At 37.6% G+C, this 16876-nt stretch carries 21 protein-coding genes; 6 read left to right on the top strand and 15 right to left on the bottom strand.

Annotated elements, in window-relative coordinates; all coding sequences use genetic code 11:
• Positions 1–175: 175 nt before the first annotated feature.
• The 4 genes from MKY46_RS18430 to MKY46_RS18445 all read right to left on the bottom strand — a co-directional run bounded on the left by MKY46_RS18430 (position 176) and on the right by MKY46_RS18445 (position 5105).
• A complete protein-coding gene (locus tag MKY46_RS18430) occupies positions 176–1969 on the bottom strand; it encodes a carbon starvation CstA family protein (RefSeq protein ID WP_058844843.1) in 1794 nt (597 codons plus the stop codon).
• A 118-nt stretch (positions 1970–2087) separates the two neighbouring features.
• A complete protein-coding gene (locus MKY46_RS18435) occupies positions 2088–2825 on the bottom strand; it encodes a LytR/AlgR family response regulator transcription factor (RefSeq protein ID WP_036119768.1) in 738 nt (245 codons plus the stop codon).
• Between the two features lie 6 nt (positions 2826–2831).
• Positions 2832–4583 (bottom strand): sensor histidine kinase, encoded by a 1752-nt coding sequence (locus tag MKY46_RS18440; protein ID WP_340835701.1) that lies wholly within the window; start codon positions 4581–4583, stop codon positions 2832–2834.
• A 24-nt stretch (positions 4584–4607) separates the two neighbouring features.
• On the bottom strand, positions 4608–5105 hold the full coding sequence (locus tag MKY46_RS18445; protein ID WP_036119765.1) for an NUDIX hydrolase: 498 nt from the start codon (positions 5103–5105) through the stop codon (positions 4608–4610).
• Between the two features lie 169 nt (positions 5106–5274).
• Between MKY46_RS18445 and MKY46_RS18450 the strand changes: the two genes are divergently transcribed.
• A complete protein-coding gene (locus tag MKY46_RS18450) occupies positions 5275–5826 on the top strand; it encodes a hypothetical protein (protein ID WP_036119763.1) in 552 nt (183 codons plus the stop codon).
• Between the two features lie 186 nt (positions 5827–6012).
• On the top strand, positions 6013–6534 hold the full coding sequence (locus tag MKY46_RS18455; protein ID WP_036119774.1) for a GNAT family N-acetyltransferase: 522 nt from the start codon (positions 6013–6015) through the stop codon (positions 6532–6534).
• 213 nt (positions 6535–6747) lie between these two features.
• On the opposite strand, the gene MKY46_RS18460 is transcribed toward MKY46_RS18455, so the two are convergent.
• Complete coding sequence (locus MKY46_RS18460; protein WP_036119760.1) at positions 6748–7122, bottom strand: HesB/IscA family protein; 375 nt, start codon at positions 7120–7122, stop codon at positions 6748–6750.
• Positions 7123–7308: 186 nt separating this feature from the next.
• Between MKY46_RS18460 and MKY46_RS18465 the strand changes: the two genes are divergently transcribed.
• Positions 7309–8001 carry a DUF2225 domain-containing protein gene (locus MKY46_RS18465; protein WP_036119756.1) on the top strand — a complete coding sequence of 231 codons (693 nt, stop codon included), beginning with the start codon at positions 7309–7311 and terminating at the stop codon, positions 7999–8001.
• Positions 8002–8599: 598 nt separating this feature from the next.
• On the opposite strand, the gene MKY46_RS18470 is transcribed toward MKY46_RS18465, so the two are convergent.
• Entirely contained in the window at positions 8600–8836 is a 237-nt protein-coding gene (locus MKY46_RS18470) for a NifU family protein (protein WP_004228295.1), read from the bottom strand.
• An 83-nt stretch (positions 8837–8919) separates the two neighbouring features.
• Between MKY46_RS18470 and MKY46_RS18475 the strand changes: the two genes are divergently transcribed.
• Positions 8920–9255, top strand: coding sequence for a YuzD family protein (locus MKY46_RS18475; protein ID WP_036119745.1), 336 nt, complete (start codon positions 8920–8922; stop codon positions 9253–9255).
• Positions 9256–9326: 71 nt separating this feature from the next.
• On the opposite strand, the gene MKY46_RS18480 is transcribed toward MKY46_RS18475, so the two are convergent.
• Positions 9327–10391, bottom strand: a complete 1065-nt coding sequence (locus MKY46_RS18480; RefSeq protein WP_036119742.1) for an NAD(P)/FAD-dependent oxidoreductase — start codon at positions 10389–10391, stop codon at positions 9327–9329.
• Between the two features lie 269 nt (positions 10392–10660).
• Between MKY46_RS18480 and MKY46_RS18485 the strand changes: the two genes are divergently transcribed.
• Complete coding sequence (locus tag MKY46_RS18485; protein ID WP_036119739.1) at positions 10661–10897, top strand: YuzB family protein; 237 nt, start codon at positions 10661–10663, stop codon at positions 10895–10897.
• An 80-nt stretch (positions 10898–10977) separates the two neighbouring features.
• Here MKY46_RS18485 and MKY46_RS18490 read toward each other — a convergent pair whose 3' ends face one another.
• Positions 10978–11730, bottom strand: coding sequence for a TIGR01457 family HAD-type hydrolase (locus MKY46_RS18490; protein ID WP_036119736.1), 753 nt, complete (start codon positions 11728–11730; stop codon positions 10978–10980).
• A complete protein-coding gene (locus MKY46_RS18495) occupies positions 11727–12185 on the bottom strand; it encodes a DUF86 domain-containing protein (RefSeq protein WP_036119733.1) in 459 nt (152 codons plus the stop codon). Before MKY46_RS18495 ends, MKY46_RS18490 begins: the two co-directional genes overlap by 4 nt.
• A gap of 88 nt (positions 12186–12273) precedes the next feature.
• Between MKY46_RS18495 and MKY46_RS18500 the strand changes: the two genes are divergently transcribed.
• Positions 12274–12540, top strand: a complete 267-nt coding sequence (locus tag MKY46_RS18500; RefSeq protein ID WP_036119730.1) for a DUF3055 domain-containing protein — start codon at positions 12274–12276, stop codon at positions 12538–12540.
• Between the two features lie 85 nt (positions 12541–12625).
• Here the strand turns inward: MKY46_RS18500 and MKY46_RS18505 are convergent, their stop codons facing one another.
• The 6 genes from MKY46_RS18505 to MKY46_RS18530 all read right to left on the bottom strand — a co-directional run bounded on the left by MKY46_RS18505 (position 12626) and on the right by MKY46_RS18530 (position 16854).
• On the bottom strand, positions 12626–12814 hold the full coding sequence (locus MKY46_RS18505; RefSeq protein WP_170829885.1) for a hypothetical protein: 189 nt from the start codon (positions 12812–12814) through the stop codon (positions 12626–12628).
• A 59-nt stretch (positions 12815–12873) separates the two neighbouring features.
• Positions 12874–13401 carry a D-glycero-alpha-D-manno-heptose-1,7-bisphosphate 7-phosphatase gene (locus MKY46_RS18510; RefSeq protein WP_036119725.1) on the bottom strand — a complete coding sequence of 176 codons (528 nt, stop codon included), beginning with the start codon at positions 13399–13401 and terminating at the stop codon, positions 12874–12876.
• Between the two features lie 117 nt (positions 13402–13518).
• Positions 13519–13866 carry a YutD family protein gene (locus tag MKY46_RS18515; RefSeq protein ID WP_036119722.1) on the bottom strand — a complete coding sequence of 116 codons (348 nt, stop codon included), beginning with the start codon at positions 13864–13866 and terminating at the stop codon, positions 13519–13521.
• Positions 13867–13899: 33 nt separating this feature from the next.
• Complete coding sequence (gene lipA / locus MKY46_RS18520) at positions 13900–14817, bottom strand: lipoyl synthase (RefSeq protein ID WP_036119719.1); 918 nt, start codon at positions 14815–14817, stop codon at positions 13900–13902.
• Positions 14818–14923: 106 nt separating this feature from the next.
• Entirely contained in the window at positions 14924–15721 is a 798-nt protein-coding gene (gene yunB / locus MKY46_RS18525; RefSeq protein WP_051891599.1) for a sporulation protein YunB, read from the bottom strand.
• Positions 15722–15744: 23 nt separating this feature from the next.
• Positions 15745–16854, bottom strand: a complete 1110-nt coding sequence (locus MKY46_RS18530; RefSeq protein ID WP_036119715.1) for an HD-GYP domain-containing protein — start codon at positions 16852–16854, stop codon at positions 15745–15747.
• Between the last annotated feature and the right edge of the window lie 22 nt (positions 16855–16876).

Genomic DNA, 16876 nt, shown 5'->3' on the forward strand with positions numbered 1-16876 from the left:
TTCCTCCTCCTATCGAGAGTATTTCCCTGTCTTTCGCGAGTATTCCTCTTCCTATCGAGAGTATTTCCCTGTCTTTCGCGAGTATTCCCCTGCCTTCCGCGAGTATTTTCCCGCTTTTATCATCAAAAAACTATTGAAGATAGGGCTTCTAATCTTCAATAGTTTTGCTGTTTCTTTATGAAGCTGTTTGAGCTAGCAAGAACTTCGGTGATTTCCAAAGCTGTGCCCATTTTTTAAAGGCTGTGATGACGATTAATAAACCGAGCATCAGCATAATAACGGATAAAATGCCATTTAACATATTGAAGCCTGCAGCTGCTGGATTCCAATACACATTTTTAATCATCCAATAGCCTGCAACATTGACAGTGACGTATAAATAAGCCAATGGAATAAAGCATGTTAACGCATAAACTCGCTTATCTGCCACCTTCAATACCATCGTCACCCCACATACTAAACCAATAGCTGCCATCAGCTGATTGGATACACCAAATAATACCCAAATGGAGCTAATATCCCCCGAATACAATAAATAGCCCCACATAAAGCAGGCGAGTGCACTGGCAAAAATTGTACCCGGCACCCAATTGGTACGCTTCAATGGTTTATAAACATTGCCACCAAAGTCTTGAATCAAATAGCGAGCTACTCTCGTTCCTGCGTCAATGGCTGTTAGAATAAAGACAGCCTCAAACATTATTACAAATTGATAGAAATAAGAAGATAACTCTGCGAACCAAGGAATGCCTGTAAAGATATCTGTCATTCCAACAGCCAAAGTTACAGCGCCTCCTGTTCGTCCCTCTAAATCCATACCAATGCTTTGAGACAAGGCTTGTAAATGAACAGGCTCCATCCCTAATGTGGCAAATACAGCTGGTGCTGAGTTAATCGCAAAATAGTCTGCTGGATGAAGGGCTGTAGCTGCAATCAAGGCCATCACGCCTACTAATGACTCTACTAACATTGCACCAAAGCCAACAATACGAATATCTTCCCAACGATCAATCATTTTAGGCGTCGTTCCTGAGCCTACAAAAGCATGGAAGCCTGAAATAGCTCCGCAGGCAATTGTAATAGACACAAATGGCCATACAGGACCTGCAATTACTGGGCCACCGCCATGAATAAATTCTGTTAACGGCGGGAACTGAATAGCAGGATTGACAAAGAAAACGCCAATAATTAATGCAATAAATACACCAATCTTCATGAAACTACTTAAATAATCACGTGGGGCTAGTAATAGCCATACAGGCAAGGCAGCGGCGAAAAAGGCATAAATCGGTAAGATAATAGCTAATGTATCACGGTCAAACGTTAAAAATTCACCAAATGCTGTACCTTGAATAAGTGGCCCGATAAATACACCAATCATCAATAAAATAAAGCCTACTGTGGATGTTAAAATTAAATTGCCTGTTTTACGATAAGCAATCCCTACTAGTATCGCGATTGGAATAGTAATCCCTACAGCAAACGTTCCCCATGGATTACGTTCTAAAGCTCCTAACACCACCATTGAAAGACCTGCCATAGTAATCGTAATAATAAATAGCATCGCAAGGCCTGTACAGAAGCCAGCAATAGGACCAAGCTCCTCCTTCATCACTTCTGATAAGGATTTTCCTCCATGACGCATGGAAGCAAATAACACAACAGCATCATGGACAGCCCCACCAATTACCGCTCCTATTAATAACCATAGAAGTCCAGGTAAATACCCGAACTGTGCAGCTAAAATCGGTCCAACCAACGGCCCTGCGGCGGCAATCGCTGCAAAATGATGCCCAAAGGTTACCCATTTATTCGTCGGAACATAGTCTTTACCATCTTCCAAAGCATGCGCTGGCGTGGGCGTATCATCTTTTATTTTGAGTACCTTTTTTGTAAAGAATATACCATACAAACGATAGCTAATCACCAAAACACAAATAGATCCTATCACAATTGTAATCGCATTCATGCAAACACCCCTTTTACTTTTTTCACATCATAGCAAAGGAATGTTCCCCATATTCATAAAATTAACTGAAATGTCAGAAATCAAAGTTGAAATGTCGTATTCTTCTATTGAAATGCAACTATTTTGATAGATCAAAGATTTTCCGTACATCCTTCATATACAGCCTACTAACCGGAATTGAATGTCTGTTGTGCAATATTAAATTATATTTAGAACTACTCCAAGGCTCTAGTTCCACAATATGCTCTAAATTAACAATGAACGCACGATGGACACGCACAAAACCTTTTAAAGCCAGCTTCTTCTCTAACGCTGCCAATGACTCCGAAGCGAAAAATCTCCCTTGCTCTGTCACAACCACCGTTTTACTGTCCTCAGATGTACAATATAAAATATCCTGTATTTTCATTAATAAAATTCGATCGTTTACATAAACCGTTAATTTATCGAGCTTGTCCAACTGTGAAAACTTTATTTCTTCCATTGTTTTTACCTGGGAAGCTCTTTTTTTAGCTAATAGCTTTTCTACAGTAGCTTGTACTCTTTGTGCCTCAAATGGTTTCAAAATATAATCAAAGGCACTGACCTCAAATGCCTGTAATGCATATTCATCATAGGCTGTAGCAAAAATAATTTCGGGTCTTTGTGCATCTAACAGTAGTTGCTTAGCTAAATCGAGTCCATTCTTCATACCTAACTCAATATCTAAAAATACACAATCTATCTGTTCATACTGTTTGCAAAAGTCCTCTAGATTTTCAGATTCGCCACAAACATTTACTAACGCTGTTTGCTCTAATAAATACCTCAACTCAGCGCGTGCCAACGGTTCATCATCCACAATATATACATTCAATCTTTTCTACTCCCATCTAGTCGCCTTTAGCGGCAGTTGAATCATTATTTTCGTTCCTACATCCAATGTACTCGCTATATGAAAATCTGCCTCTGTGCCATAAATTTCATGAATGCGTTGATAAATATTCCATAACGCCGTTCCTGTCCCTTGCTCCGATTGCATAATATGTTTACCAAGCTGTTTCACCTGTTCTTTTCTCATACCACAGCCATTATCTTCCGTTACTAGTACTAGCTTATCGTCCACTCGTTGTACTTTGACAAAAATCTTGCCTTCCTTGCGGTTTTTAAAGGCATGATAAATAGCATTTTCAACAAGAGGCTGTAATGTAAATGGAGGAATTTGCACATCAAAGAGTGTTTCATCCATCATAAATTCAACTTCGTAACGATTAGGAAATCTTGTTTGCTCAATGGATAAATAAGCCTCAACATGATCAATTTCATTTTTTAATGGAATGAGCATTTGCCGTGCGCCTTGCAAATTGCTTCTAAAAAATGTGCTTAGTTTGATCAATAGCGCTCTTGCCGCATCTGCATCTGTTCGGATCAAGCTCGAAATCGTGTTCAGACTATTAAAGAAGAAATGAGGATGAACTTGTGCCTGTAATGCTTTAATTTCAGCGTCTTTTAATAACTTTCGCTGTTGTTCAATTTCAGCATATTCGAGCTGTGAGGAGAATAGTCTACTTAAGCCCTCCGCAAGCTCCTTCTTCACTCCTGTTAAAGATTCTGCTTTCGTGAAATAGAGCTTTAAGCTTCCAACAGTGCGCTGCTGTACCATTAAAGGCAGAACAATGGCAGCGCTTAATGGGCAATCATCATGTGGACATTGAATCTCCTTTGCCGAAGTAGCCATTAAAATTTCGCCTTCCTTTAATACACGTTTCGTTAGAGCTGTCATAATTTCACGATGAATTAAATGATGATCCTCACCAACACCGACATGTGCCAATATGCCCTTTTTATCAGTAATAGCGACCGCCTCTACTTTTATTTCCCTTTTAATAATTTCAGCAACCGTTTGGCATGATTCTTCATTCAAACCCTTACGAAAATGCTCAATCGTTTGTTGGGCAATCGAAAAAGCTTGATGTGTTTGTAAAGCTTTTGTCCGTTCTTCCTCATCAATAAATGTTTTAATAATCATGAAAAATAAAAATATCCCAAAGGCATTCATCAAAATCATTGGCAGCGCAATTAACGATACTAACTGCAAAGCTTGCTCGAATGGCTTCGCGACTACTAAAATGACAATCATCTGAATCGTTTCCGCACAGATTCCAATAATGACAGCTTTCTTATAGGAAAAAGTTTGACGTATTTTGAAACGTTTGCTTAATCCACCTGTCATAAAGCCAGCAAGAATCGTCGAAACACCACAGGCTATCGCTGTAAAGCCCCCAAGTGTAATTCGGTGAACACCTGCAATAATCCCTACACAAACACCTACAAGGGGCCCACCAAAAATACCTGCAATGGCTACGCCGATTAACCTCGTATTAGCAATAGCCTCCTCAGCATTGATCGTACTATGTATCATCTGATTTAAAGGATGAATCGTACCGCTTTCAATTTTAATACCTGTATAGCTACTAATAATACATAAGCTACTAAAGATAATGATAAGCCATATTTTCTCCTTCTTTCCTTGCTCCTGAAACAGCTTCTCTCGAAAAAGTCTCCATCTGGACATTAAAAAGGCAAACACAATGATCAAACCGACTCGCTCCAGCATAAATAAAAATAACTCCATCATAGCCTTCCTCCTGAAGTCATATCATTTTTTAAAGAACAGTCGATAAGAGGTATAACCAAAAATATCGCCAGGATTAATCCCCTCTATCGATTCTAATTGATGTTTTTCGAATTGATTGGATGCCATTTCTTTTAACATAACCGAGGTTGTTTCATCCTGTGCTAGCTCATGAGGATACAACCATTTGGCTTCTAGTATTTCTTTTTCCTGAATGCATACCTGTTGCTGCTCATCTAGCATATGACAATAAAAAATCGCCATATTATCACTAATGTCATCACGGATGACACCCGTTCTAAATCCAATTAAGCCTGATACACTGCAATCAATTCCTGTTTCTTCTTTGATTTCACGAATGACCGCCTCATCCACTGTTTCACCTGCGTTGACAAACCCTGCTGGCAATGACCAACGTCCTTTCAAGCCGCTATAAGCCTTTTTCACAACTAACCATTGTCCAAGCTCATTGACCGTAACACCTGATACACCCAACCATATTTTTCCTCGATCTTTTTTCATAACCTTCACCTCTATCTAACTATTATACCTGCTTGCTTTCAATGGAATGAAGCTTTTATTCAGAATTTTACGACCAATCTTTATATACTATAAAAATGCGTATACATACCTTATTTGTAAATATGTTACACTTTCAATAACAAGGAAGTTTGATTTAGGAGGAGACCTTATGTTAAATGCACTCTCAGTGCGAGCAAAGTACTTTATAACAGCACTTATGTTAGCAATATTAACTCCTTTTCTTGCCTTTTTTATGCCCTTAACTATATCGCATACATTTTATTTTAATAGGGATAATGTCGTACTGATTACACCTCCTAGCAACTTTATTATGCTTTTAATAGCCATCGGATTGATAGTATTAGCTTTGATTGTCCTCGGATTAAAAAGAAATCCATATATTTACGCCATTTCTTCTGCAATCATCTTAAGCAGCTTCGTATTAGGTTATTATTCTTTTTTAAGCTATAGCGCCATACAAAAGGATCAAATCGTTTTTCAACATTATCACAAACAAATTATTTATAAATGGCAAGATATAAATGAGGTTATCTACGAATATGAAATAGGCTCTGTAGGAACGTATTACTTTCAAACAACAAACAATGAACAATTTGTTATCGAGGAAAACGGACAATTTGGTCTCGATGAAAAAAGGGCCATTTACCAGCTAGCTATTTTAAATGAGGCAAAGTTTATTGAGCGTGAAAAATCTGATTAGCCCATGAAAGAAGCCCTTTTCTTAGAACTGACTGTACATTAACTATTATTTCATCAAAGAGGGTCCCACCAATGTAAACATGTAAATTCCAATTTCCTGCTGTCGGGAATTCCATTAAAGAAGGTAGATGTTAGTTTGGCTTAAGATAGGTAGAAATCCTACCTCAATGGAGAAAGGGAGATGAAAATGATTATTAAAATGAATCAAGATAATCTAAAGGATTTTAATAAAACAAACGACGGTTTTATGGTTTCAGGAAGGATTGTACCGACATATGCAAATAATATTTGGACATTCACAGAGGAAATATTTGCTGAGCCTTACTTCAAGAAATATGATGATAATGAAATGGACCTTCGTTACATAGAGGAAGTCGAGAAAGCTGTATTTTTTTATTATATTGAAAACAACTGTGTTGGGCAGATTAAGATGTGCTCTAATTGGAATGGATATGCACTTATTGAAGATATCGCTGTTGCAAAGGATTATAGAAAAAAGGGTGTTGGTACTGCCTTACTAAATAAAGCAATTGAGTGGGCAAAAGAAAAGAGCTTTTGTGGTCTCACGCTTGAAACACAGGATATCAATGTTTCAGCTTGTCATTTTTATGCCAAAAATCACTTTATAATAGGTGCAGTGGATACAATGCTTTATGCAAACTTTCCAACAGCAAATGAAATAGCGATTTTTTGGTATTATAAATTTTAGATTATTAGAATGCCCTGTTTCATTATATAAACGGGGCTTTCGTTTTAGATTTTTTATATTTGCAAACCATAGTAAAAGCCTCTTCAATTTGTTGTTATCCCAACATACAAATCAAAAAGGCTTGGTATCTATAACCCTAAACCGCTATTTTAGGGTTGTGTTCTTATTTTAAGGATTGTGTACACTTATCTATCAACTTCTTGATACAAGTTTTTATTCACAAACCTCAGGTGTACCTTCACGTTTAGCTGTTTTAAATGAAGTACCACAGCCACATGATGCAATAGCATTTGGATTATCAATTGTGAAGCCACCGCCCATTAGCGATTGTTTATAGTCAATTTTTGTTCCCATCAAAATCGGCGCATCTTCACGGGAAACAAGAATTGTTAAACCATGCTGTACATCTTCAAAGTCATCCTCTTTTTTCTCTTGATCAAAGTGCATGCCATAGGATAGTCCGCTACAGCCGCCACCGTTCACCACTACACGTAAAAAAGAACCTTGTTCTTCATTATGCTCCATCATTTCATTAATATGAAAGCCAGCAGCTTGTGTAACTTCTATTACTTTTTTTGTACTTGTCATCCCAATCACCTTCCTTCTTACGTATTATCATATCAATTTTGACCATTGTATGACAAACATTCAGCTTCAAGTCGATTTTTAGTCATAATTCTAATATTTTTCACATTTTTAGTATTTTTTATTCATGTTAATAAAAACTCTATTGGTATAATAGTTACAACGACTTCTTTGTAGGGGGGAATATATATGGAGATTTCACCATATTACGAAAAAAAAATTCAATGTTTGAATTGCAAAAAAGAATTTCCAACATTAAAGGTACGCTCAAAATTTATTAAAGTAGACCATACCGAAACAGATTTTCAACCGATCTATGCAGATGATGTCAATGCTCTTTATTACAACGTCTTTGTTTGCGAGCATTGCGGCTTCTCCTTTACAGAAGACTTTACAAAATATTTTGCACCAGGTATTCAAGATGAAGTTCGTACACACATTACGGAAAAATGGGTGCACCATGATTTCAAGGGTGAACGTACCGTATTTCAAGCGATTCAAGCCTATAAGTTAGCTTTTCTTTGTGGGACAATTAAAAAAGAAAAAAATGTAGCGATTGCCGGATTAACTTTACGTCTTGCTTGGCTCTATCGTTCGTTGAACAATAGTGGACAAGAGGAGCGCTTTATGAAATTAGCACGTGATTATTATATGGAATCTTATTCTACCGAGGATTACAGCTCCACACAAATGTCAGCTGTCCGCATCATGTATATGATTGCTGAATTATCCAGACGCATTGGAGATATTGAAAATGCCACACGTTTCTTTTCAAGAGTCATTGAAAAACAAAGTGCTGGGGGCGAAGCAAAAATTGTGGATATGGCGAAAGAGCAATGGGCCATTATACGTGAAGAGAAAGAACATGCACGCCATGTATAGCTGAAAAAAAGATAATGTCAACGGCAGAAAAAGCAACTTTGCAAGGTGAGAGGTTGATTTCCGTTCCGCCAGCGTCCTTTCCAGGGGGCGTCCACTGAGCCGCTTCACTCACTGCGTTTCGCTCCAGGGTCTCAGCTATGACGCTAAATCCCCTAGGAGTGACGCTGGCTCCACTCCAATCAACCATTTGGCAAAAGTGCCTTTTCCTTCTCTTTCATACGAGCCGTAACAATCAAAATAGCTCATTATTTGTATTCTTAGAGGGAATAAGCTCTTATTTTCAATGTGGAGAAATGATGCGTGACAACACCTCTCCTTAAAAAGTAGTGAACACTTTCACTTTATTTGAAAACTTTGCTAAAAATATTTTTATGGATTGGAGTGGAAGGCTACTTGACTCCCGTGGGATAGCGAGACAGGTGAGCCCCTGCACGGAGCGGTAGCGGAGGAAGCGGCTCATCGCTCGCCCACAGGAAAGCAAGTAGCCTGTAACGGAAATCCATTTTTACCTTTCACAAAAATTCTATAAATCGTTTTGTTTTTCAACACTATGAAAAAAGTTCTAGCTGTGCTGACAGCTAGAACTTTTTATGATAGCTTAGAATACTTGCTCTACTTCCACAATACCTGGTACTTCTTCTAGTAAAGCACGTTCAATACCAGCTTTTAATGTAATCGTAGAACTTGGGCAACTGCCACATGCACCTAATAAACGTAATTTAACAACGCCATCCTCAACATCTACTAATTCACAGTCTCCACCGTCACGTAGTAAGAATGGACGCAATTTATCTAATACCTCTTGTACTTGGTCGTTAATTGTTGCTTCTGCCATTTATCTCGACTCCTTTCCTTATAATGATTATAATGTTAGCAACAGAAAAAATCCAATATTGAATCACAAGGAGAGAAAATACTATGCCATCAACAAAACCGATGATTGAAATTTATGGAACAGCTGTTATCTGTGCTAGCTGTGTCAATGCTCCATCTTCAAAAGATACATATGAGTGGCTTCAAGCAGCCATCGACCGTAAGTACCCAGATCACACCTACGATATTCGCTATATTGATATTGAAGGTCCAATTGAGAATGATCGCGACCAAGAGTATGCCAAACGTATTCAAGAAGATGAGTTTTTTTACCCTCTTGTCCTCATAAATAATGAAGTTGTTGGTGAAGGCTATGTGCAATTAAAGCCTGTATTTACAGCACTTGAAAATTTAGGCTTTGTTCCAGACGAAACTGTTTAAACAAAGCTAAGGGATTGCTTCAACATGATGTTAGAGCAATCCCTTTTCTCTCTATGAAAGACAGTAGCTAATTAATCATTTTGACGTTTGTAATACCATAATAATCCTGATTTCATTAAGCGCGCGATACGTCCAGTGACTGTTGTATCAGCTAAGTACACAAAGCCTTGTTTTTTACCAAGAGCCCCCATGAAGCCTTTTAATTTAATGTCCGGCATCTTCTCTGGTAAATGTTCACCTTTCCAACGCATACGAAGTACTTTTACGATTTGCTCCGCTTGTTCCTCAGCTAACTGTGCTGTTGGAGGTAAATCTGATGAAGCACAATCCCCTACAATATAGACATGTTCATCATCAAGTACATTAAAATACTGAGTGACAAGTGGACGGTCATGTTTATCCTTCTCAACATCCATATCACGAACGATTTTGACAGGCTGTACACCTGCAGTCCAAACGACAGCATCGAGTAAAATTTCATCTTCGTGATTGAAAATTTTACCTGGTTCTACTTTTGTAATATTGGAGTTGGCTATAACATCAACATTATGCTTAACAAACCAATCCTTTACATACTTACTTAGTTTTTCTGGAAAATCCTTAAGAATACGTTGACCACGGTCAAATAACTTTATTTTTAAATCTGATCGACTTTCACGTAGCTCACTTGCAAGCTCAATTCCACTCAAGCCAGCCCCTACAATTCCCACTGTAGACCCAGCTGGTAAACCACAAAGTGCTTGGAATGTTGCGCGCGATTGTCCCATCGTTTGAATGCTATATGTGTGCTCTTCCGCACCTGGTACACCATGATATTTATCTTCACAGCCAAGCCCAATGACTAAATCATCATATTCAATACGTTGCCCATCTTCTAAAAGGACTACTTTTTCTGCACGATTAATTTCAACGACTTCTCCATATACAGCCGTTAAACGTTCATGCTCTGGGAAGCTTACACGAATTTCTTTATCTGTTGCAGTCCCTGCCGCCAATGCATAAAATTCTGTTTTTAAACTATGGAAAGGGGCTCTATCTACTATAACTACCTCTCTGTCTAATGGTAAGCTATTTAATAGACGAAGCATGACACGCATATTGCCGTAGCCGCCACCTAAAAGTACTAATTTACCCATAATAGTCTCCTTTTATATCTCTTTTAATAATTGTTCACAAAGTATCCACAAACGAGTATAACCGATTGTGAGAAGTTTCACAATATCAGAATGAAATTTTGTGAAAGATTTCACATAATAAATGAGAACTTGTTCATTTCGATTGATTTTAGAGCTATTAATAACGAATTCCCTTTATCTTTTATCAAAAAACGTTTCTTTTACCTTAAACATAAATAATTGACGAAAATCGTAAAACCGAGTAGCATTACTTTGGTGAGGTGACATGAATGAATCCAATGGTTGAATTTTGTATAAGTAATTTAGCAAATGGCTCTCAAGCAACTTATGAAGTACTCGAACGCGACCCAAACATCGACGTTTTGGAATATGGCTGCCTCAGTTATTGTACAAAGTGCTCGGAATCTTTTTATGCAATTGTAAATGGTGAATTAGTAGAAGCCGATTCTCCTGATGCATTAACGAAAGCCATTTATCAATTTATTGAAGAAAATCCATTATGGTAGTTTTCTAAAATGCCTATATGAAATAAATTTGAACAAATAAAAAGGATGTTATGCTAAAAATCAGCATAAACATCCTTTTATTATTTTAATACATCCACTACATATGTAGGTTGACATTCTTTTTCTAGTACAACCTTTGTAGGAGTAACACCTGTATTCACATGAATGGTGTCACAGCCAAAATGAATACCACACATAATGTCCGTGTCATAGTTATCACCGATCATCACCATGTCTTCTTTAGCCATTCCATGTTCTGTAGCGATTACTTCCAGCATGGCTGGTGATGGTTTACCAATATAGATTGGTTCAACATCTGCAACCTCTCCTACTAAGCGAGCAAAAGAACCATTGCCTGGTAAAAAGCCGTACTCTGTCGGGAATTTAATATCTTGATTAGTCGCAATAAAGGTTGCCCCTTTTTGGACAAAAATCGTTGCTCTAGCAAGTGCCATATAATCAAGCGTACGATCAATCCCCATAACAAATACTTCCGGCTCATCTTCAACAGGTTCAATATTTTCATTGAGTAATGCCTGACGTATTCCATCTGTGCCCATCATGGCTACTTTTTTGCCTGCGAAATGAAGTGCCACATATTTTGCTGTTACCAATGCACTTGAATAAATATGCTCTAATGGTGCGTTTACACCAATAGACATTAAAGCTTCCTGCAGTTGTTCTCGCGTCTTCGAAGAATTATTCGTTACATAAAATGGCTCAATTCCTGCTTGCTGTAAACGATGAATAAACGCAACTGCTGAAGGAATTCCTTCCTTCCCGCGATAGACAGTGCCATCTAAATCAAAGCAATAGGCTTTATATTGTTTCATTGATGGTCCTCTGGTAAAAAAGCAGAAACTGGCCCTAATTCATTTGTTAAATAATGGTGGACTGCTGGCGAGAATTGCTTTAAAGCCTCTAAATTGGCTGTTAGTACCTGAATAACCTCTGGGATATCTACATCTATAAACTCGCGTACAAGCATTTTACGCAAGCCAACAACTGCTTTATATGGTGCTTCCATTTCAGCAGCTACAACTTTTTCATCGACTAAAATATCGATGATATCCTCGTAGCTTCCTGGATCACGCATAATGAAACCGTCAATCATTAAATTGCCTACATCCATCATTGACTCCATAATGTTGTGTCCAATTCGCTCGATAGCTAATTTCTTTATATCATTTTGAAGCCAGTTATCATTATCCTCTGTCTCCAAAATAGTTAATAGCCCATCTAAGTACTGTAAATTTTTTGTGATTTTATTACGATCTACAAAATACACAAGGAAAGCCCCCATTCAAATCATTAAAAGTTGATAGTCTTTTCTCTTCTATAGTACCATAACTATAGGACTGGAAGGAGATTAAAAGATGGAACGTTTTTTTTTATATGATGATGTAGAAGATACAAAAACACGCTTTGTTAGTTTTGCTGGGAAAAAGCTACGTTATGATTTAGCTATTTTACAATCAGGCCGCTTCTTTGGAAAAGTGCTTGTCATGGATATTCAATTTGGTCGCTTTGCTATCATCGGCCCTGATGATATAGAAGAACCTGGTTACTTAGAACATGTGTACAATCGCACAGAGGAAGAAACGATAGAATTACGAGAATATTTACGTGAATTATTGAACTAACACCCTTTTTATTGGGTGTTTTTTTTTAGGGCATAAAAAAATTCCGCGTTACCTGTAGGCGATTGCGAAATCTTTTTACGTATTGTTATTTATTTAAAGTAGATGGATTATTTTTATTATGGGGCTTATTGTCTTTGTTTTCTTCATCATTTTGTTTTTTTGCTTGCTGATTTTGACCAATAACCGCTAAATCATCTACACTTATATCAAAACCATATCCGTATTCCTCACGATCTAATGGCTTTTTATCGCGCTTGTTCTTTGCCAATATCATCACCTCCACTCATAAATTATCCTTTTTTTAATGTTTTATACTTCTTTTTTTCACACTAATTAAGTCGTTGAATCCTCAATAATCCAATGTGCAGCACTTATTAAATCTGGGAAAACGGCATCTGCTAATGGATCTTGTTCTCCTAAAAATACACCCTTTGTTCCTGCTTGTTTGCCTGCAATTATATCCGTGTCCGTATCACCAACCATATAGGATTTAGATACATCAATGTTATATTTCCTCGCTAAATCCACAATTAATTTACTATTGGGCTTTCGGCAAGCACAGCCCGACCTAGGCTTATGTGGACAATAAACGACCTCATGGATAGTGGCGCCTTTTTTCTTGAGCTCCTTCACCATATGCTCATGTATTTTCTGTAAGCTCGTTTCCTTCATGAAACCTAAACCGACACCACCTTGATTTGTCACAACAAACACATAATCAAAATGTTTATTTAACTTCTTGATCGCCTCAGGCACCTGTGGTAAAAAGTATAAATCCTTAGGCTTATTGACAAATTTCACACGACTCGTTAGTACCTCATTGATGACACCATCGCGATCTAAAAATACGGCTCTTTTCATATGCAACACACCTTTAATAAGCTGTTTTGTGCTTTAGTTTTCCCCCATTACTGCAAAAGAAAACAAGGACACAAGAAAAAACCTGATGCCTATCACATCAGGTTTCTCTTATCTTTTTTATTCCGCTAAAGGTTCTTGGTCTGTTGGCTTTGTTACCACACTTGTATCCAACACTTCAGGCTGTTTCATGACTTTGCCCGTTTTACGTAACACAAAATAAGCACAGCCAAAATTACAATACTCATATAGATAGTCTTGAAGCGTACTTATTTTCGTATCAAAAGTTGATTTTTGATTTTTATCATCAAAAAAACCCTTTAAACGTAATTGATTATAGCCCCAATCCCCTACAATATAATCGTATCTGGCTAAAATATCTGAATACCTTTCCTGAAAAACTTCCTCCTGAAAGGCTTCTCGATAATCCTTTATTAGTTCATATTCTAATCCTTCAATTATGATCAAAGTGACACCACCCTTTTCGTTCAGCCTTGACGTTTAGAGTTCTGCTTGTAATTGACGTTCTTTTGTTGCAGCATTTACTTGTTCATCTGCATGATAACTACTACGTACAAGTGGGCCTGCTTCACAATGTTTAAAGCCTTTTTCCATGGCAATCTTACGCAGTTTACCAAATTCAATTGGTGAATAATATTTTTTAACTGGTAAATGCTTTTTCGTTGGCTGTAAATATTGACCGATTGTCATAATATCTACATTATTCGCACGTAAATCGTCCATTACTTCTAAAATTTCTTCGTGTGTTTCGCCTAAGCCAATCATTAACGATGATTTCGTTGGAATTTCTGGCTGCATCTCTTTAGCCAAGCGAAGGAACTCTAATGAGCGTTCGTATTTTGCACGAGCACGTACTCTTGGTGTTAAACGGCGTACCGTTTCAATATTATGGTTTAAAATATCTGGTTTCGAATCCATTAGCAGTTGAAGGTTTTCTTTTATACCACCTAAATCTGATGGCAGCACCTCAACAGATGTGAAAGGACTTTTACGGCGAATAGCACGAACTGTTTCGGCTAATACTTGCGCACCGCCATCCTTTAAATCGTCACGCGCTACCATTGTGATTACAACGTGCTTTAAGTTCATAATTGCTACTGAATCTGCAACGCGCTCTGGTTCAGCCAAATCTAGTTCATTGGGTAACCCTGTTTTGACTGCACAGAAACGACAAGCACGTGTACAAACGGAACCAAGAATCATCATGGTAGCAGTACGTCTTTCTCCCCAGCATTCATGGATATTTGGACAGCGAGCTTCTTCACATACTGTATGCAGATTTTTCTCACGCATCAGCTTTTTAAGCCCTTTATATTCGTCGTTCGTGTTTAGTTTTATTTTTAGCCAGTCTGGTTTTCTTACATGTTCTTCTTTACTTGTAGGTTTACAAGATGTCATACGAATATCGCCCCTATCAAAAATATGCATTTTTTAATATTAACTATCTTCACTGTTGTCAATGTAACATATTAAAGGAGCTCCAACAACTATCACAATAACATTTCTACTTATAAGGGACAGGTATTTCGATGGAGGGTTGCGGTGCATCACTACTATTTGTATAAATGTTTGGAACAGGACCTCTCGTTAAGCCCATTGCTACAGGGATATCTTGTGCAACGGTTGAAGATTTACTAGCGAACGGGACAATAATCTGTACATTGACTTCTAAATGAATGCCTACCTCCACATAAGCACTGTTGATCCCAAATTCCTGAATGGAGGACGTCACATTGCTATGAACATTTCCAATCACGTGGAAGCGTATCGGAATCTTTGGCCCTAAATTTCCGAGCAAAGGTATATTGGCCGCTTGACCAAGAGGTACAAAGAAGACAATACCATCACCTTCCTGAATTCTGTTAATATCATATTCAACATTATCTAATTCAGGTAAATGCGATAATTCTCCTTGTTCAGCTTGCTCTAAATACATTTTAACAAGCTCTAATGTCTCTGCTCGAACACGATTAATAATTTCTGTATTAAACTTAGTCGTCATCATTTCAGATGTACCGGGAGGAATATCTTGAATGATATCATTGACATCTAATACATTTGAGGTACGTGAATTAATGGCTTTGCTCACAACGTATGACGCAATCTTAGTGGTTTGTACCTCGGCATACTGCAAATAGGTTGGCATGAGCCGTTCGTTTAAATAATAAATAAATAATATAAGGCAAATAACCGTACTCACAATTAAAATTGTTAATCGATTAAGACGTATTCCCCTTTGATTATATGAGCGTAATTTCATCCTTTTTCGAGGGAAAAACAAAAAAATCTCCTCCTGTTCCATAACGTATGAACAGGGGGAGCAATTTATTCTACTTTTGCGGAAGCCACGTAATCGGTCTCAACACTTTCAATTGAAACACTAGGATAATCCACTAAATTGATTTCATATGTAGCTGCGAGCAATTGATTTTGCTCTTCAAAAATACGAATCCACGGTAATGCTGCATCCAATGTATTTTGTCTGGATACAATACCGCGTCGTCCATCCGATAATTTTAAAATAACGCCATTTGGATAGTGGACCACTGCCCTTTTTAACGCTTTTACAACACGAGCATCATAAAGAGTACCAGAGCCTGCTTCAACAATTGCTAACCCTTGTGAAGGTAGCATCTTTTCACGGTAAACACGATTGGTTGTAACTGCGTCAAAAACATCTGCCACGCCAATAATCTTGGCAAAAGGATGAATTTCAAAATCAACAAGCCCTCTTGGATAGCCGCTTCCGTCAATTCGCTCATGATGCTGAAAAGCACAATGTGCCACAAGTAATGAGATAGAATGTAGATTGCGCAATAAATCAAAACCATAACGAGCATGCATTTTCATTGTTTCAAACTCATCATTAGTGAGGCGATCAGGCTTTGTTAATATATCTTTAGGTACCATGAGTTTACCAACATCATGCAGTAAAGCACCAATACCGATTAAGCGTAAATCCTCAGCCGAATAACCAAGCTCTTTGGCAATCGCAATGGAGTACAAGGTCACTTGGAAGGAGTGTTGATATAAATATTCATCAAATAAATAAGCATCTGTTAAAATAGTTAAAATTTCATCATTTCCAGTAACTGCAGAAAGTAGTTCATCTACAATTGAGACAATTGTCTTTGATTGCTGATCTAATATATAAGAGGCATTTACGGGATTACAACCATCAATGGATTGGAATGAATCCTTTATAGTTGTAATCACTTTATTTCGCATAGCAGGTGGAACGGTCTCTTCTACTTCTATACCTTCAGAAATATCATCGTTAATATATAGATAATGCATATTTAACTGTTGAAGTCGTTGAATAATCCGGTCATTAATAACAACATCTTTCTTTAAAAGTGGATGACCTGCCTCATTCCAAATGGTTCTACCTAATACCATTCCTTCTTTTAATACATCGATTGAAATTAATCGCATGATTTCTTCCCCAATCCATTCT

Source organism: Lysinibacillus sp. FSL M8-0355 (assembly GCF_038008985.1).
Taxonomy (GTDB): Bacteria; Bacillota; Bacilli; order Bacillales_A; family Planococcaceae; genus Lysinibacillus; species Lysinibacillus fusiformis_D.